Consider the following 15,351-nt stretch of genomic DNA (forward strand, 5'->3'; position numbering starts at 1 on the left):
CTTAAGTCAAATAACTTTACATATAAATTTTTATATTGTAATATAAAAATGAAAATAAAATAAAGGTTCATCTTCGGGGCAGGGTGAAATTCCCGACCGGCGGTATTAAGGAAAATATGTTCCTTTAAGCCCGCGAGCCTTTTGAAAGATAAAGGCAGGATTTGGTGAGATTCCAAAGCCGACAGTAAAGTCTGGATGGGAGAAGATGGAGGTTTCGATTTATGTGGTAATACCTATCTTTATTTTGATATAGGTGTACTATATTTATTTGTCATACCTTAAATTCTCCCCGAAGAAAATATTTCTTCGGGTTTATTTTTTGGCAAATTATACAAGTATGATCGAAACCAAGTCTCCCTCTTCTTACGATGAATCAAAAAGGAGAGAGGAAAAATGAAAAAATTAGGAGTAAAAGCTTTTGTAGCAATTGGAATGTTAAGTGCCATTGCCTATGTATTAATGTTACTTAACTTCCCGTTGCCAATGTTCCCGACTTGGCTAAAAATTGACTTTAGTGATGTACCAGCCCTTGTTGGTGCTATCATTATGGGACCTGTTGCAGGTATACTTATTGAGTTAATTAAAAATATCCTTGACGTAATCTCAACAGGTTCAGAAACAGGTGTACCGGTTGGTCATATCGCGAATTTCACAACTGGATTATTATTCGTTTTACCAACTTATTATGCTTACAAAAAGGTACAATCGAAAAAAGGTGTTATTACAGGATTAACAGTTGCAACAATTATTACTACACTAGGAATGAGTGTACTTAACTATTTCGTATTCTTCCCAATGTATAGTATATTCATGGGATTTGAAGTTCCGAAATTAATGGTTGTAATTGCAGTAGCGCCATTTAATTTAATTAAATGTATTATGATTTCGATTGTATTCTATGTACTTTATAGCAAAATGCAAGATCGAATTGCAAAAATGCGCCAAGCATTTTAATTTGATAAAAAGGCTTTCCGATGGGTGAAATCTCATCGGAAAGCCTTTTATTCTAGTAGAATACATATAAATATTTAAGTTACTCATCATATTTAAGTAAACTATTCAAACTTGTCTGGATCTCCATCGAAAGGTTCGTCACTTACACGAATCGACTCTGTAGGACAACCATCAAAAGCGTCCATCATATCTTCCTCTAATATTTCAGGGATTTCCGCAGTTCCAGTATTATTATCTAAAATACAATAGGCAATGCCTTCGTCATCATAGTCAAAAATATCTGGAGCTGTAGCACCACATGCACCACATGCGATACAAGTTTCTTTATCTACTATTGTATATTTTGGCATTAACGTTACCTCCAATAGTTTATTCTAGGTGTTTGATTGGAAAAAAGTCTAAAATATTGCATAACATTATTATTTTAAGTCTAATAAGTATACTTTTCAACAGAAATGAGGTCTTCTAAGGACGTATAATCATAAATTTAACAAAATAGACAAACACTAATGAAATTATTTGTATGATAAACTTTTATAAATTCATGATAAAATAAACTTAGGTGATATGTTGTGAACTTTTTAACTGTTATTATTTTATATTGTATTTCTTGTTTTAAAGGAGAACGTTCAACGAACGCAGTATATTATTTATTACAAGGGAAGAAGTCAGCACAAACTGTTCAAGATGCGGTTTGGTTCTCTTTAAAACATGTTTTTTCAATATATCCAGAATTAAAGAAGGAATTATTTCAAGAACACATTAACTTTTTAGTAAAACACAAGCTTGTTGAAATTAATGAAAAAACATGCCAAATTACAACTGCTGGTGAAGAAAAGTTATCTAACTACATTGAAAAGCAACCAATTCCTAAAAGTTTAGATGGTTGGAATTTTCAACATATAGATAAAAAGTTTTGGCAAAGACTTAGTCTTATCGTTCAAATTGTTTCGAATTGGGCAAATGGTGAAGGGAAGTTTATGCCAGTCCAACGTGATTATTATACACAAAGATGGGTTAAACGATGGTTATTTGATTGGAATACAACATATGATAAACAAACATTGACGAAGAAGCTTTATTTTGAGATAGAACATCTTTTATCTTATGCGGAAAGTAAAAAAGAAAATCCTGAACTTTTCGTTGCTCGTTTATCTGGCTATGAAAATCCGGGATTAACTATTTCGCAAATTGCACAACAGTATAAAATTGATGAGTATTATTATTTAATAATTTTTCGTAATTTCCTTCATTTTATGATTAAGTCGATTTCAGATTTTCGTAGTGACTATCCATTACTTTACTCAATTATTAAAAATGAACAACAGGAAATTGTTTTTACTGATTCAACGAGAAAAACTTTAAATTTATTAAGTATGAACAAATCGATAATAGAAATTGCACGGATACGAAACTTAAAGGTAAGTACAATTGAAGATCATATTGTTGAAATAGCTTTAATGGACGAAAAATTTTCCATCGATCAATTTGTCACACCGTCCATGCAAGATAAGATTCGTTCGGCTATAAATACATTAAATACAAGGAAATTAAAACGGATTAAAGAAGCAGTGCCTGATGCAGATTATTTTGCAATTCGTTTAGTTTTATCAAAATGGACCGAACAGAAATAGGTGAAGAAAATGAATCTAGAACAAATTTTACAAAAACATTTTTCGTTTAAAGCATTTCGTACAGGTCAAAAAGAGATTATTCAATCGATATTGGAAAACAAAAATACACTTGCATTATTACCAACTGGAACCGGAAAGTCTTTATGTTACCAGTTACCCGGTTATATTTTAGATGGAATCATATTAATTATTTCTCCATTACTCTCCTTAATGCAAGATCAAGTTGAACAAATGAAGTTAAAAGGTGAAAAAAGAGTAGTTGCGATCAATTCCTTTCTAACATTTGAAGAACGTAACTTCGTGTTAAACAATATCGAAAACTATAAATTTATATATATTTCACCTGAAATGTTGCAAAACGAACAAATTGCTTCGATCTTTCAAAAGGTAAAAATTTCTCTCCTAGTTATTGATGAAGCCCATTGTATTTCTCAATGGGGATATGATTTTCGCCCAGATTATTTAGAGCTTGGTAATGTCCGTAAGAAACTAGGGAACCCAGTGACACTTGCTTTAACAGCAACGGCAAAATTCGATGTTCGTAAAGATATTAAAAAATATTTATTTATGGAAGATGCTAAAGAATATATTTTTTCCATGGATCGACCGAACATTTCCATTCAAGTTGAAAAAATACGAGACTATCCAGAAAAGTTACAACGATTAATAGAATTAGTAGATAAATTACAAGGCCCAGGAATTATTTATTTTTCTAGTAAAAAGAAGGCAGATGAGGTTGCCCAATTACTTAATGAGAAAGGGTTATGTAAAGTCGCCTCTTATCATGCAGGTCTTGACCAAGAAATGAGAATACTACTTCAACAACAATTTTTATACAATCAAATTGATGTAATGTGTGCAACTAGTGCCTTTGGTATGGGAGTAAACAAAGAAAATGTAAGATATGTCATTCATTTTCATCCACCACTAAATATCGAGTCCTATTTACAAGAAATTGGTAGGGCTGGTAGAGATGGTAACGAAAGTATCGCCATAATGTTGTATTCCGAAGACGATTTTTTCTTACAGCAACAATTACTTGAAAATGAATTACCTAATGATACTCATATTGATGTCTTTACGGATTTGGTACGGTCTAGTAACAAAACGAATGATTTTTCGAGAAATCAACCGTATCCTGGTTACTCAGAAGTTCATTGGCGTATATTATGGAAATATTATGAGTCAAGTAATGGTGTGCATGAATTCCAATCGACAATGAAATCTTTTGTAAAAACTCGATTGCAAATAAAAAAAGAAAAATTACAAGAACTTATAAACTGGATACTAACAAACGGTTGTCGCAGGAAGAATATACTACACATTTTTGAACAAGAGGAAACTAAAAGGGTTTCAAACTGTTGTGATTTTTGTGGAATTGATTTTACCCGGTTTAAAAAACAAGAAAAGTTAAAATTAAGTGAAAAAACTTGGATGTGGAGGGATAGACTCAAATCAATTTTTCAAATTGAGGAGTTAAAATAATGAGAAAACAAAAAGAAATAATTGATCAATTAAGTGATCGTGAATTAATGATAAACTTTTATTTATCCCAAGGGATTATTTTAGTTACTGCTCTATCGTTAACTCCTTTTCTCTTCACTTCTTTTTCGGATTTATTTACCCTTTTTCGTTTTGAAAAAATAGGGCAAGTATTGTTCATCGGTAGTGGAGCAGGTTTAATTGTTGTTTTATTAGATTTATTACTAATGAAAATTTTACCCGAATCATACTTCGATGATGGAGGAATTAATGAACGACTTTTTACAAACCGTGGATTTTGGCAAATAATTTGGATTACCTTGTTAGTTGCTTTTTGTGAAGAGTTATTATTTCGAGGTGTAATTCAAACGAAATTCGGACTCGTAGCTGCAAGTCTTATTTTTGCAATTGTTCATTTTCGCTATCTAGCAAACAAATTTTTATTGACATATGTCGTGTTACTTAGTTTCTTTATTGGGTACATTTATGAGTATACAGGAAATTTAGCCGCCACATTTATGATGCATTTTGTTATTGATAGTTTGCTAGGTTTACTAATTTATTATAAAAGTGGCAATTAAAACACGCTAAACAGGAATAGGGGGTAGACCGATGAACAACCAAGACCAAGCAGAAAAGCTGAGAGAAGTAGTAAAGAATGAGACTATAGATGAGATAGATTTTACATCAAATTTACCACTTAGAAGTGAATATCATAAAAGGAAGAATAAAAAGAAGAAAAAGTCTAAAATAAAATATCCAATTATTAAACTTTTAGTCATTTTATTTTTGATGTTACCGGTCATTATTGGTATTTTCTATTTTTATCATTTATTTAATGCTGATTCTAATCCAGTATTTAAAAATCAGAAAAATGATTATTTCGACCAAGTTGAATTTGAATAATAGATATTTTGTTAGAATATGTCCGAAAGCAAGCCCATATGTTTAATATATAAATTGATGTATGGGGGGCTGATTAATTTGGACGAGCATATAAAAAATTTAGATAACTGGACGGACGAAGCTACGAAACAAATGTTACAAAATGTTGTGAAAAGAAAACGGAAATTCGATAAATTTGAAAAAAGACATTTAATCTTTTTATGGCTAACAATTTTAAGTTTTACTTTTTATGGGATTTTTCTTTACACAAAAATTTATATGCCATACTCATACTCCGCATCAATGATATTTTCTGCATTTTTATCTAATTCATATAATGTATATTTTATCGTTGTTTCATTTAGTTTATATGGCTATTTAACCGTTTTAAAGAAGAAAGTCGATAAATATGAAAAGGAATATCATGCCCTTCGCTGTGAAATTATCGATAAAGCACCTGATTTATGGAAAGGTGAAGCATGGGATAAACGACATATTGTTTTTGAAATGATGAAGAAACAATATGACATAAACTTGTATCATGAAAACAAATAAAAATGATTAAAATTTAAAACTTTATGGTCTCCAACTGTGAACCATTACTACTTTATTTTCATAACATGTTATGAGAAGTTTCAACAGTCAGGAGGCCAAATATATGCGATTAGAGCGGATTGGGGAAAATCAGATCAAACTTTTTTTGTCAATAGAAGAATTGACAGAACGTGGTCTCACAAAAGAGGACGTTGAAAAAAATTCATTAAAATGGCATGAACTATATTTTGATATGGTAAATGAAGTATATGACGAGTTTGATTTTAGTGTAGTTACTACACTACTTATTGATATATTAACAGTAAACCAACGAGAAATGGTCCTTTTATTTACGTTATATACGGATGATGGATTGTTTGTTGATGATGAAGATAATATTGAATATAGTATTGAGACTGAACAAGCTACTTGTTATCGTTTTATTGATATCGAGCATGTGATTCAATTTGCTAGACGTGTATCATACTTATATAAAGGCGGTACATTATTTAGTTATAATGATGAATATTTTTTAATAATTCCTCAAGATGAAGAAAATACTTTTCTAAAAGTAAGAACGATTATTTCAGAATATGGATTTTCATCAAATTTGTCCGTTACTTTTCTAATGGAATATGGAACTGAGATTATTAAAAGTTTTGCGGTCGATATAATAAACAAATATTTTTTAACAGCATGAGCTCGTTGTGACGAGCTTATTTTTTCTACTAAAAATTACAAGATATAATTAATATATTTGAGTTAAAACTATTAAAATATAACTATTTTAAATTTGTTTTTTGAAGTCGCTTTCATTTTCCTTGCAATAAAAAATTTTCAGTGTATACTAATGTTGAAGAAGGATGCTATCGTAATTAGGAGGTTTACAAATGACCACCCAAAAGGGTACTGAAAATATTACAAAAGATGTGAAAAACGATGATATTTTAACGTCCACTCAAAAAATAATTCATGAAGCATTAGAAAAACTAGGATACTCCGAAGAAGTTTACGAGTTATTAAAAGAACCAATGCGGACACTTATAGTAAAAATTCCTGTTCGCATGGATGATGGGAAAGTAAAGGTTTTTACTGGTTATCGTGTTCAACATAACGATTCAGTTGGACCTACTAAAGGTGGAATTCGTTTCCATCCAAATGTTACCGAAAGAGAAATTCAAGCATTAGCAATTTGGATGAGTTTAAAATGTGGTATAGTCAACGTCCCATACGGTGGAGGAAAAGGCGCAATTATTTGTGATCCTAGAACAATGTCAATCCGTGAATTAGAAGCATTAAGTAGAGGATATGTACGCGCTGTCAGCCAAATTGTAGGACCAACAAAAGATATACCAGCACCAGACGTTTTTACTAACTCACAAATAATGGCATGGATGATGGATGAGTATAGTAAAATTGACCAATTTAATTCGCCAGGCTTTATTACAGGGAAACCGCTTGTATTAGGGGGTTCACATGGACGTGAGTCGGCAACAGCCAAAGGAGTTACAATTTGTATTCGCGAAGCAGCGAAAAAGCGTGGCATAGACTTAAAAGGTGCTAGAGTAGTTGTACAAGGCTTTGGTAATGCAGGTGGCTATTTATCAAAGTTTATGCACGATGCAGGAGCAAAAGTTATTGGGATTTCTGATGCGTATGGCGCATTATATGATCCGGATGGTTTAGATATTGATTACTTATTAGATCGTCGTGATAGTTTTGGTACAGTTACAAATCTATTTAATAATACAATTACAAATAAAGAATTATTAGAATTAGATTGTGATATTTTAGTACCGGCTGCGATTGGTAATCAAATTACAAAAGAAAATGCTCACAATATTAAAGCGGATATTATAGTTGAGGCTGCTAATGGTCCGACAACGGCGGAAGCAACAGCAATTTTAACTGAACTCGGAAAGTTAATTGTGCCGGACGTACTTGCTTCAGCAGGTGGAGTAACAGTTTCATATTTTGAATGGGTACAAAACAATCAAGGTTACTATTGGTCAGAAGAAGAAGTAGCGGAAAAATTAGAAGATATTATGGTCCGTTCCTTCGAGAATATATATAATACAGCAAAGACAAGAAAAATTGATATGCGTTTAGCTGCCTATATGGCGGGTGTTAGAAATATGGCAGAAGCATGTCGTTTCAGAGGTTGGGTATAAAATTTAACTAATAAATAAGGTCAGACCGCACAATAGACAATGTCTAGTTATCTATTAACGTTAATAGCTAGATGTTGTATAATTGTGACAAGGTGTGACCTTTTTTTATATAATTGTTGTTTACATAGGAGGTATACAAAAGATGCAATATGAAGATTGTATCATTGTGGGTGGCGGTCCTTGTGGCTTAGCTGCTGCTATTTCATTACAAAACGTTGGAATTAATCCGTTAGTTATTGAAAAAGGAAATATTGTTGAAGCATTGTATCGTTTTCCAACACATCAAACGTTTTTCAGTTCTAGTGAGCGTCTTGAAATTGGCAATGTACCATTTATAACGGAAAATCTTAAACCTACGAGAAATCAAGCTTTAGCGTATTATCGTGGTGTTGCCGAACTAAAAGACATTCGTGTAAATACATATGAAAAAGTATTAGAAATTAACAAAATAGATGAATGCAAATTTATAATAAAGACTTCAAAGGATCAATATGAAGCAAAATACGTAATTATTGCAACCGGATATTATGATAATCCAAATTACATGAATGTACCAGGTGAAGACTTACCAAAAGTATTCCATTACTTTAAAGAAGCACATCCTTTTTTTAATACCGATGTAGTTGTAATTGGTGGTAAAAATTCAAGTGTTGATGCAGCGATAGAATTGAACAAAGCTGGTGCACGAGTAACAGTATTGTATCGTGGAAGTGAATATTCAAATCATATTAAACCTTGGGTGTTACCAGAATTTTTATCATTAGTACGCAATAAGAAAGTTGAAATGGTATTTAATGCTCATGTGAAAGAAATAACAGAGCATTCAGTTATATACGAGGTTGATGGAGAAACAAAAGAAATTAAAAATGATTTCGTTTTTGCAATGACGGGTTATCATCCAGATCATGGTTTCTTAAAACAAATCGGCGTAGGAATTAATGATGAAACAGGTCGACCAACTTTTAATGATGAAACGATGGAAACAAATGTAAGTGGTGTCTTTATCGCAGGGGTTATAGCAGCAGGAAACAACGCAAATGAAATATTTATTGAAAATGGCCGATTTCATGGAGATTTAATTGCTAACGAAATTAAAAAGCGCATGGAACGATAATTATTAAATATTAATAAAATATATTTTCATAGGCATATTTCCATGATACGATTAAATTAAACTGATAAGAAATGGGGTTAATCATGTTCGCCATCATATCGGCTGGGGTAGCGCCGGGATTTGCACTACTTAGTTATTTTTATTTAAAAGATGAATATGAAAAAGAACCATTATTACATGTTTTCCGCACCTTTTTCTTAGGTGTTAGTTTAGTATTCCCCATCATGTTTATTCAATATGTCATTGATGTAGAAGAAGTGTTCTCATCAAGTTTTTTGAAAGCATTTTTATCTGCAAGTTTGTTAGAAGAATTTTTTAAATGGTTTATTTTATATTTTGCTATCTATCAATCTAATGAATTTGATGAACATTATGATGGCATTGTATATGGAGTATCATTGTCTCTAGGTTATGCAACATTAGAGAATATTTTATATTTGATCGGCCACGGTATAGAGTATGCAATTGGAAGAGCATTTTTACCAGTATCAAGCCATGCCTTATTTGGTGTGATTATGGGGTATTATTTGGGAAAATCAAAATTCTCGAGTCCTGAATTGAAAAATAGGTGGATTTATTGTTCGCTTTTCATTCCATTTCTTTTTCATGGAATTTATGATTATATATTATTAATAGAAAAAAAATGGTTTTATATTATCGTACCGTTTATGATATTTCTTTGGTGGCTAGCACTTCGTAAAGTAAAAAAAGCAAAACATGAATATGTAATAAAATATACAGATGAACAATCAACTATTCAAAAATATTAGTTTTATCAAAGAAGAACAGAAAAAAAATTAAAACAAAAAATTTTAAAAATAAAGGTGGCGGCGACTCCAGCCGGACTAGCACGAGCCGAAGACCCCACAGGAACGTAGTAACGAGGAGGCTGAGGCCGTGCCGGCGGAAAGCGTCCGCCACCGTATTTAAATACAGGAGACTAATTTAAGTTCAGTTTTTTATTCTAAACTTTTTAATTTTTTTTCCAACTCTTTAATCTTCCTATTAACCTTCGTCATTTCATCTGATAATTTTTTCTTCATTTCTTCATTATCTAGATTTTCCGCAAATTGATTTAACTTTTCATCTAACAATTGTTTGTTTTTCGAGATTTCAGCTTGTAGTTGTGCTTTTTCTTGTTCTTTATTAATATTTCTTTTCCTATGTTCTAACTCTTTAATCTTTTGTTTGTATTGTTCAATTTGTTTGTCTATGGAACTTTCGGTAAGAAGTTGAGGTTCAAGTAGATTGTTAAATAGTGAAGGACGGTTTCCAAATAACGAACTTGTTTCTTGGAAAAATTTTTGCATTTCATCATGAAATTTGCGAAACTCCTGTTCAATACTTGGTCGTAATTGGTTTTGTGAGGTCATTTCATTCCATACTTCATCAAATTTTTGCTGATTATTACTTTTCACAGCCTCTTCTAATTTTCTTCTATATTCTTCAAATGCTTTGTCATCAAGAGTGTTTGTTGAAAACTTGTAAACAGCACCGTTTGGAGCTTTAATTTCCAATTCTTTTTGACCAGCTATCATTGGTTTGAAAAAGTCTTTATTAAAAAATGGAAACATATAGCAATCCTCCTTTTTATTTATTTAGTTTGACTTTGACCATATTTGACCTTTCTGATTATTATATAACGCAAATTTTTATTTTTGTCAATCCATAGTTTGAACTTTTTCAAAAAAATTATCAAAATCATTTTCAAATTCTTCAGCTGGTTCAATTCAATCATTTCTTTTAAACAATAAGCGGATATTTTTGTATAAAAAATCCAATAGCTACAAAAACTAGCTATACATAAAAGACATCCTATGGAGGGACGAACAACATGATTGATAAAAAGTGGATGAAAGTCATTAGTTTACTCTTTATATGCACTTTATTTTTGTCTTCAGGAACTTATATACAGGAAACGAACGCTTTTTCTGATCAAGTAATTCAGCAGGGTGCTGTTGGCGATGATGTACTTGAATTACAATCTCGACTTCAATATTTAGGATTTTATAATGGAAGAATTGACGGTGTTTTTGGCTGGCGAACGTATTGGGCATTACGAAACTTTCAATATGAGTTTGGTTTAGAAATCGATGGACTAGCGGGATCAAAAACGAAAGCAATGTTAGAAAAGGCTAGTAAATATAATGAACAACATGTAAAAGAAAACATTAATAAAGGAAATAAATTTACCCATTATGGGGGAATGGATTTAGATAAACAGTCCGCACCGAATAAAAAACAAACTGCACAAAATCAAGGTAAAGGACAAAATAACACTCAACAACAGCAACCTAAAGGACAACCAAAAGAACAACCAAAAGAACAACCAAAAGAACAACCAAAAGAACCAACCGGACCAAATACTGAAAATACAAATCAAGGACAAACAGTACCACAAAAAGTGACAGCTACTCATGTTCCTAATGGATTTTCACAAAATGATATTAACTTGATGGCAAATGCAGTCTATGGCGAAGCAAGAGGTGAGCCGTATATCGGTCAAGTAGCTGTAGCAGCGGTTATTTTAAACCGTCTGGAAAATTCAGCATTTCCTAATACAATTGCTGGTGTAATATTTGAACCTGGGGCTTTTACTGCTGTTGCAGATGGTCAAATATATTTGACTCCTAATGATCAAGCAAAAAAAGCGGTGTTAGATGCTATAAATGGTTGGGACCCAACAGGAGAAGCAATTTACTACTTTAATCCAGATACGGCAACAAATGCTTGGATTTGGAGCCGACCACAAATTAAAAAAATCGGAAAACATATCTTCTGTAAATAAGGGGTGTAAAAATTGATTCGAAATATTTTAATTGGTGTACTTGCAGTCGGCTTAGTAGGAACCGGTGTCTGGGGCTATCAAGAGCATAAAGAAAAAAATGCGTTGTTAATCAATGCTGAAAACAATTATCAACGAGCTTTCCATGAGCTTACTTATAATATTGATTTATTGCATGATAAGATTGGTACAACTTTAGCGATGAACTCGAAAAATTCATTATCACCTACATTAGCTGAAGTTTGGCGAATCGCATCTGAAACAAACAATACAGTTGGCCAATTACCACTCACTTTAATGGCCTTTAACAAAACAGAAGAATTTTTAGCACAAATTGGTGAATTCACTTATAAAACTGCTGTGAGGGATTTAGATAAAGATCCGTTAACACAAGAAGAATATGACACATTAAAGGAACTTTATAAACAATCAGCTGAGATTCAAGATGAATTAAGAAAAGTACAAAATACAGTTTTAGTTGATAATTTAAAATGGATGGACGTTGAAATGATTTTAGTTTCAGGGGAAGAGCCGGTAGATAATACGATTATTGATGGCTTTAAAACTGTTGAGAAAAAAGTAGAAGGTTATTCGGAAACAAACTTGGGACCGATGGTTAACAGTATGGAAGAAAAGGATCATAACTATAAAAGTTTACCAGGGAAAATTATATCGAAAGAAGAAGCGAAAGAAATCGCAAGAAATTATACAGATGCTGGTGAAGATGCGAAAATTAATGTCGTTGATAATGGTGAAGGTGCCGAATATGGATTTTACAGTGTGTCTGTAAAAGCAAAAAATAAAGATTTTAATTTAGACATTACAAAAAAGGGTGGACATCCAATTTGGGTGATAAATAATCGACCTGTTGGCGAACAAAAAATTAGTTTAAACGAAGGAAGTTTTAAAGCGGAAAAGTTTTTGAAAGATCATGGGTTTGAAAATTTAAAGCTTTATGAAAGTCTGCAATATGATAATACAGGTGTTTTTACATTTGTTACAATACAAGATGATGTATTAATTTATCCAGAATCGATTCGCTTAAAAGTAGCTTTAGATGATGGTTCGCTAATTGGTTTTTCTGCAGAAGAGTATTTGGGAAAACAGAAGGAAAGAACTTTACCAAAGCCAAAAATATCAGTGGAAGAGGCAAGATCAAAAATTAATCAAAACGTAAACATTATGGATTATCGAATGTCACTTATTGACAATGATTTAAATGAAGAAGTCCTCTGTTATGAATTTATCGGTACATTAGGCGATGATACGTATCGCATATTTATTAATGCCTTAGATGGTACGGAAGAATATGTAGAAAAACTTTATAATCCAGAACCAATATATGATAATGTGATTGAAGGAAGAGCCTAAAATGGCTTTTCCTTTTTCAGTTTCCATGTCATAATATAAATAATAGTAAATTTAGGCAACAGGGCGAGGAGATAAAAATGTTCAATGTTGGTCAAGAGCTAACGATCGAAGCATTTAAAGACAATTTATGGCAAAATTATCGAAGTAAAATTATGGATATAGATAGCGATACAATCGCGTTTAGTTATCCTGTCCATGTGGACACAAATCGAAAATTGTTTTTAGCTAATGGTGAACAAGTTAAAGTCTCTATTGTTCAAGAAGACGGTCAGGTATATGAATTTATTTCTTTTATTTCGGGACGGAAAAATGAAAAAATGCCATTATTAATGATGTTTAAACCGAAAGAAAATGACATTGTGAAAATACAGCGCAGACAGTTTGTTCGGATTAACTGGGCAGTAGATGTTGCAGTTCACCCAGTACGAGGTGAGTTTACTCCCTTTACTACGGTAACCTCTGATATTAGTGCTGGAGGTGCATCTATTATTGTTAATAAGCAAATTGAACTGAAAAAAGGACAAGAAATATTTTGTTGGATTGTTTTACCTCGCAATAATGGTGAATACAACTATTTAAAATTTAATTGTAAAATTGTAAGAATACAAGAACTTAACTCTACTAAAAATACAGTATCAGTACAGTTTTTAGATAAATCTTCCCAAGAAGAACAAACTTTAATACGTTTTTGTTATGAAGCACAAGTTGCAATGAAACAAAAAGAGTTAGGGGTTTTTTAGTATATTTCTTGAATTTCACAGCCATACTTAATATAAAAATAAACTTGTATGGTGTGGATGTAGTATATGAAACGAGTAGAGCGAATAATTATTAAATTAGTTTTCATACAAGGTATCTTCTTATTGCTTAGTCAGATTTTCCTTCACCACTACAACTTCTTTCCAGAGTGGCGAGAGTTAATTCAATATGAAGGTGTAGGTGCTGATAATTTCACAAAAATATTAGAGACCTTTAAAATACCTTAACTTTTGCAATGCTACACAATCTTTATGTTTAAAGAAGAGAGAAACTCCTTTATGGGAAACTCTCTTTTTTTATATGTTATAACTATGATAAAATATATTTTAAGGGATATGTCCCGATATATAGAATTTGAAAGAGGTACATAATTATGGTTAGTAAAAAAATTTCAATAGCAATAGACGGTCCAGCAGCTGCTGGTAAAAGTACTGTTGCAAAAATTATTGCACAAAAACTCTCATACATTTATGTAGATACCGGTGCAATGTATCGATCTTTAACTTGGAAAGCACTTCGTGAACATGTTGATTTAGAAAATCAAAATGAACTATATGATTTACTAAAGAAAACTGAAATAAAATTAGTTAATGAAGAAAAGCAACAAAAAGTATATGTAGATCGTTTTGATGTAACAGAAGAAATTCGTCGACCAGATGTAACAAAACATGTATCAATCGTGTCAAAACATGAACTTGTTCGAAAAGAAATGGTTCGCAGACAACAAGAAATTGGTAAAAGGGGTGGCGTCATTATGGATGGAAGAGATATTGGTACCCATGTGATGCCAAATGCAGAAGTGAAAATATTTTTATTAGCATCTGTTGATGAACGTGCAGAGCGTCGTCATCGTGAAAATATCGAAAAAGGTATTGAATCTAATTTAGAACAAATTAAAAAAGACATAGCAGCAAGAGATAAATTAGATACCGAACGGGAAATAGCGCCATTAAGAAAGGCAGAAGATGCCATTGAAATTGATACAACCTCATTAAGTATTGATGAAGTTGCAGAAAAAATTTTAGCAATCATTCAGGAAAGGATTGGCTAAAATGAACCTTTATACAGTGGCACGTGGAGTAGTAAAGTTTTTCATGTCAATTCTTTATCGTATTGAAGTTATAGGGTTGGAAAATGTACCAAAAGAAGGAAGTGTCCTTCTATGTGCAAATCACATTGATAATCTCGATCCACCATTGGTTGGAATTACAATGAAAAGACCAGTAGTTTTTATGGCAAAAGAAGAACTATTTGACGTTCCGATTTTAGGGAAATTAGTTCGTAAGTTAAATGCTTTTCCGATTAAAAGGGGGAAAGCGGATCGGGAAGCTATTCGGAATGGGCTAAAAGTTTTAAAAGAAGGCAAGGTTTTAGGAATTTTTCCAGAGGGGACAAGAAGTAAAACGGGTGAATTAGGTAAAGGACTAACTGGTGTTGGCTTTTTTGCACTCCGTTCTGATGCCACTGTAATTCCTTGTGCTATAATAGGTCCATATAGAGTATTTCGTAAAGTAAAAATTGTCTATGGAAAACCAATTAATTTCAGTGAGTTAAAGAAAAATAAAGCATCATTAGAAGAGGCAACTGAGCTTATTATGACTCAGATTAAAGAAATTTTGATACAATATAAATAATTCACTTAAATGAAAATGTTTATAAAAG

Annotated in this window: 18 protein-coding genes and 1 riboswitch; of the genes, 16 read left to right on the forward strand and 2 right to left on the reverse strand. The window is 32.0% G+C overall.

The annotated features are described in order from the left end of the window. Positions 1 to 65: 65 nt before the first annotated feature. Positions 66 to 211: riboswitch (FMN riboswitch) on the forward strand. Positions 212 to 393: 182 nt separating this feature from the next. After that, on the forward strand, positions 394 to 954 hold the full coding sequence (locus GW534_RS00970) for an ECF transporter S component (RefSeq protein WP_161919187.1): 561 nt from the start codon (positions 394 to 396) through the stop codon (positions 952 to 954). A gap of 101 nt (positions 955 to 1,055) precedes the next feature. On the opposite strand, the gene GW534_RS00975 is transcribed toward GW534_RS00970, so the two are convergent. Continuing rightward, the gene (locus GW534_RS00975; protein WP_161919188.1) at positions 1,056 to 1,304 is read right to left on the reverse strand and encodes a ferredoxin; all 249 of its coding nucleotides are present in this window, start codon (positions 1,302 to 1,304) and stop codon (positions 1,056 to 1,058) included. A gap of 222 nt (positions 1,305 to 1,526) precedes the next feature. On the opposite strand from GW534_RS00975, the gene GW534_RS16740 reads away from it, so the two are divergent. The 9 genes from GW534_RS16740 (at position 1,527) to prsW (ending at position 9,544) form a co-directional block, all read left to right on the forward strand. Beyond that, the gene (locus GW534_RS16740) at positions 1,527 to 2,588 is read left to right on the forward strand and encodes a helix-turn-helix domain-containing protein (protein WP_161919189.1); all 1,062 of its coding nucleotides are present in this window, start codon (positions 1,527 to 1,529) and stop codon (positions 2,586 to 2,588) included. Positions 2,589 to 2,597: 9 nt separating this feature from the next. After that, complete coding sequence (locus tag GW534_RS00985) at positions 2,598 to 4,073, forward strand: RecQ family ATP-dependent DNA helicase (RefSeq protein ID WP_161919190.1); 1,476 nt, start codon at positions 2,598 to 2,600, stop codon at positions 4,071 to 4,073. Continuing rightward, on the forward strand, positions 4,073 to 4,651 hold the full coding sequence (locus GW534_RS00990) for a CPBP family intramembrane glutamic endopeptidase (RefSeq protein ID WP_161919191.1): 579 nt from the start codon (positions 4,073 to 4,075) through the stop codon (positions 4,649 to 4,651). Before GW534_RS00985 ends, GW534_RS00990 begins: the two co-directional genes overlap by 1 nt. Before the next feature lie 31 nt (positions 4,652 to 4,682). Continuing rightward, on the forward strand, positions 4,683 to 4,976 hold the full coding sequence (locus tag GW534_RS00995) for a hypothetical protein (RefSeq protein ID WP_161919192.1): 294 nt from the start codon (positions 4,683 to 4,685) through the stop codon (positions 4,974 to 4,976). Between the two features lie 78 nt (positions 4,977 to 5,054). Next, the gene (locus tag GW534_RS01000; protein ID WP_246203827.1) at positions 5,055 to 5,510 is read left to right on the forward strand and encodes a YpbF family protein; all 456 of its coding nucleotides are present in this window, start codon (positions 5,055 to 5,057) and stop codon (positions 5,508 to 5,510) included. 103 nt (positions 5,511 to 5,613) lie between these two features. Then, positions 5,614 to 6,189 carry an adaptor protein MecA gene (locus GW534_RS01005; RefSeq protein ID WP_161919194.1) on the forward strand — a complete coding sequence of 192 codons (576 nt, stop codon included), beginning with the start codon at positions 5,614 to 5,616 and terminating at the stop codon, positions 6,187 to 6,189. A 190-nt stretch (positions 6,190 to 6,379) separates the two neighbouring features. Further along, positions 6,380 to 7,660 (forward strand): Glu/Leu/Phe/Val family dehydrogenase, encoded by a 1,281-nt coding sequence (locus GW534_RS01010; RefSeq protein WP_161919195.1) that lies wholly within the window; start codon positions 6,380 to 6,382, stop codon positions 7,658 to 7,660. A gap of 142 nt (positions 7,661 to 7,802) precedes the next feature. Then, positions 7,803 to 8,774, forward strand: a complete 972-nt coding sequence (locus GW534_RS01015; RefSeq protein WP_161919196.1) for a YpdA family putative bacillithiol disulfide reductase — start codon at positions 7,803 to 7,805, stop codon at positions 8,772 to 8,774. 83 nt (positions 8,775 to 8,857) lie between these two features. Further along, positions 8,858 to 9,544 carry a glutamic-type intramembrane protease PrsW gene (gene prsW / locus GW534_RS01020; protein ID WP_161919271.1) on the forward strand — a complete coding sequence of 229 codons (687 nt, stop codon included), beginning with the start codon at positions 8,858 to 8,860 and terminating at the stop codon, positions 9,542 to 9,544. Between the two features lie 189 nt (positions 9,545 to 9,733). On the opposite strand, the gene GW534_RS01025 is transcribed toward prsW, so the two are convergent. Continuing rightward, entirely contained in the window at positions 9,734 to 10,348 is a 615-nt protein-coding gene (locus tag GW534_RS01025) for a hypothetical protein (protein WP_161919197.1), read from the reverse strand. 260 nt (positions 10,349 to 10,608) lie between these two features. Here GW534_RS01025 and sleB point away from each other — a divergent pair, with 260 nt between their 5' ends. The 6 genes from sleB (at position 10,609) to GW534_RS01055 (ending at position 15,323) form a co-directional block, all read left to right on the forward strand. Beyond that, on the forward strand, positions 10,609 to 11,562 hold the full coding sequence (gene sleB, locus GW534_RS01030) for a spore cortex-lytic enzyme (protein WP_202630785.1): 954 nt from the start codon (positions 10,609 to 10,611) through the stop codon (positions 11,560 to 11,562). A 12-nt stretch (positions 11,563 to 11,574) separates the two neighbouring features. Then, on the forward strand, positions 11,575 to 12,930 hold the full coding sequence (ypeB, locus tag GW534_RS01035; RefSeq protein ID WP_161919198.1) for a germination protein YpeB: 1,356 nt from the start codon (positions 11,575 to 11,577) through the stop codon (positions 12,928 to 12,930). Between the two features lie 77 nt (positions 12,931 to 13,007). Continuing rightward, positions 13,008 to 13,670 carry a flagellar brake protein gene (locus tag GW534_RS01040; RefSeq protein WP_161919199.1) on the forward strand — a complete coding sequence of 221 codons (663 nt, stop codon included), beginning with the start codon at positions 13,008 to 13,010 and terminating at the stop codon, positions 13,668 to 13,670. 66 nt (positions 13,671 to 13,736) lie between these two features. Next, positions 13,737 to 13,916, forward strand: a complete 180-nt coding sequence (locus GW534_RS01045) for a YpfB family protein (protein ID WP_161919200.1) — start codon at positions 13,737 to 13,739, stop codon at positions 13,914 to 13,916. Between the two features lie 146 nt (positions 13,917 to 14,062). Further along, complete coding sequence (gene cmk / locus GW534_RS01050; RefSeq protein ID WP_161919201.1) at positions 14,063 to 14,740, forward strand: (d)CMP kinase; 678 nt, start codon at positions 14,063 to 14,065, stop codon at positions 14,738 to 14,740. Between the two features lies 1 nt (position 14,741). After that, entirely contained in the window at positions 14,742 to 15,323 is a 582-nt protein-coding gene (locus tag GW534_RS01055; protein WP_161919273.1) for a lysophospholipid acyltransferase family protein, read from the forward strand. The last annotated feature ends 28 nt before the right edge of the window (positions 15,324 to 15,351 follow it).

The sequence above is a fragment of the Pallidibacillus pasinlerensis genome, assembly GCF_009996845.1.
GTDB lineage: Bacteria > Bacillota > Bacilli > Bacillales > Caldibacillaceae > Pallidibacillus > Pallidibacillus pasinlerensis.

What these genes read in the sequence shown, in the direction of transcription:
- GW534_RS01055 (WP_161919273.1), top strand. Translation starts at nt 14,742, where the DNA reads ATGAACCTTTATACAGTGGCACGTGGAGTAGTAAAGTTTTTCATGTCA.
- sleB (WP_202630785.1), top strand. Translation starts at nt 10,609, where the DNA reads ATGATTGATAAAAAGTGGATGAAAGTCATTAGTTTACTCTTTATATGC.
- GW534_RS01005 (WP_161919194.1), top strand. Translation starts at nt 5,614, where the DNA reads ATGCGATTAGAGCGGATTGGGGAAAATCAGATCAAACTTTTTTTGTCA.
- GW534_RS00995 (WP_161919192.1), top strand. Translation starts at nt 4,683, where the DNA reads ATGAACAACCAAGACCAAGCAGAAAAGCTGAGAGAAGTAGTAAAGAAT.
- GW534_RS01010 (WP_161919195.1), top strand. Translation starts at nt 6,380, where the DNA reads ATGACCACCCAAAAGGGTACTGAAAATATTACAAAAGATGTGAAAAAC.
- GW534_RS00975 (WP_161919188.1), bottom strand. Translation starts at nt 1,304, where the DNA reads ATGCCAAAATATACAATAGTAGATAAAGAAACTTGTATCGCATGTGGT.
- GW534_RS01045 (WP_161919200.1), top strand. Translation starts at nt 13,737, where the DNA reads ATGAAACGAGTAGAGCGAATAATTATTAAATTAGTTTTCATACAAGGT.
- GW534_RS01015 (WP_161919196.1), top strand. Translation starts at nt 7,803, where the DNA reads ATGCAATATGAAGATTGTATCATTGTGGGTGGCGGTCCTTGTGGCTTA.
- GW534_RS01040 (WP_161919199.1), top strand. Translation starts at nt 13,008, where the DNA reads ATGTTCAATGTTGGTCAAGAGCTAACGATCGAAGCATTTAAAGACAAT.
- GW534_RS00970 (WP_161919187.1), top strand. Translation starts at nt 394, where the DNA reads ATGAAAAAATTAGGAGTAAAAGCTTTTGTAGCAATTGGAATGTTAAGT.
- GW534_RS00985 (WP_161919190.1), top strand. Translation starts at nt 2,598, where the DNA reads ATGAATCTAGAACAAATTTTACAAAAACATTTTTCGTTTAAAGCATTT.
- GW534_RS01025 (WP_161919197.1), bottom strand. Translation starts at nt 10,348, where the DNA reads ATGTTTCCATTTTTTAATAAAGACTTTTTCAAACCAATGATAGCTGGT.
- cmk (WP_161919201.1), top strand. Translation starts at nt 14,063, where the DNA reads ATGGTTAGTAAAAAAATTTCAATAGCAATAGACGGTCCAGCAGCTGCT.
- prsW (WP_161919271.1), top strand. Translation starts at nt 8,858, where the DNA reads ATGTTCGCCATCATATCGGCTGGGGTAGCGCCGGGATTTGCACTACTT.
- GW534_RS00990 (WP_161919191.1), top strand. Translation starts at nt 4,073, where the DNA reads ATGAGAAAACAAAAAGAAATAATTGATCAATTAAGTGATCGTGAATTA.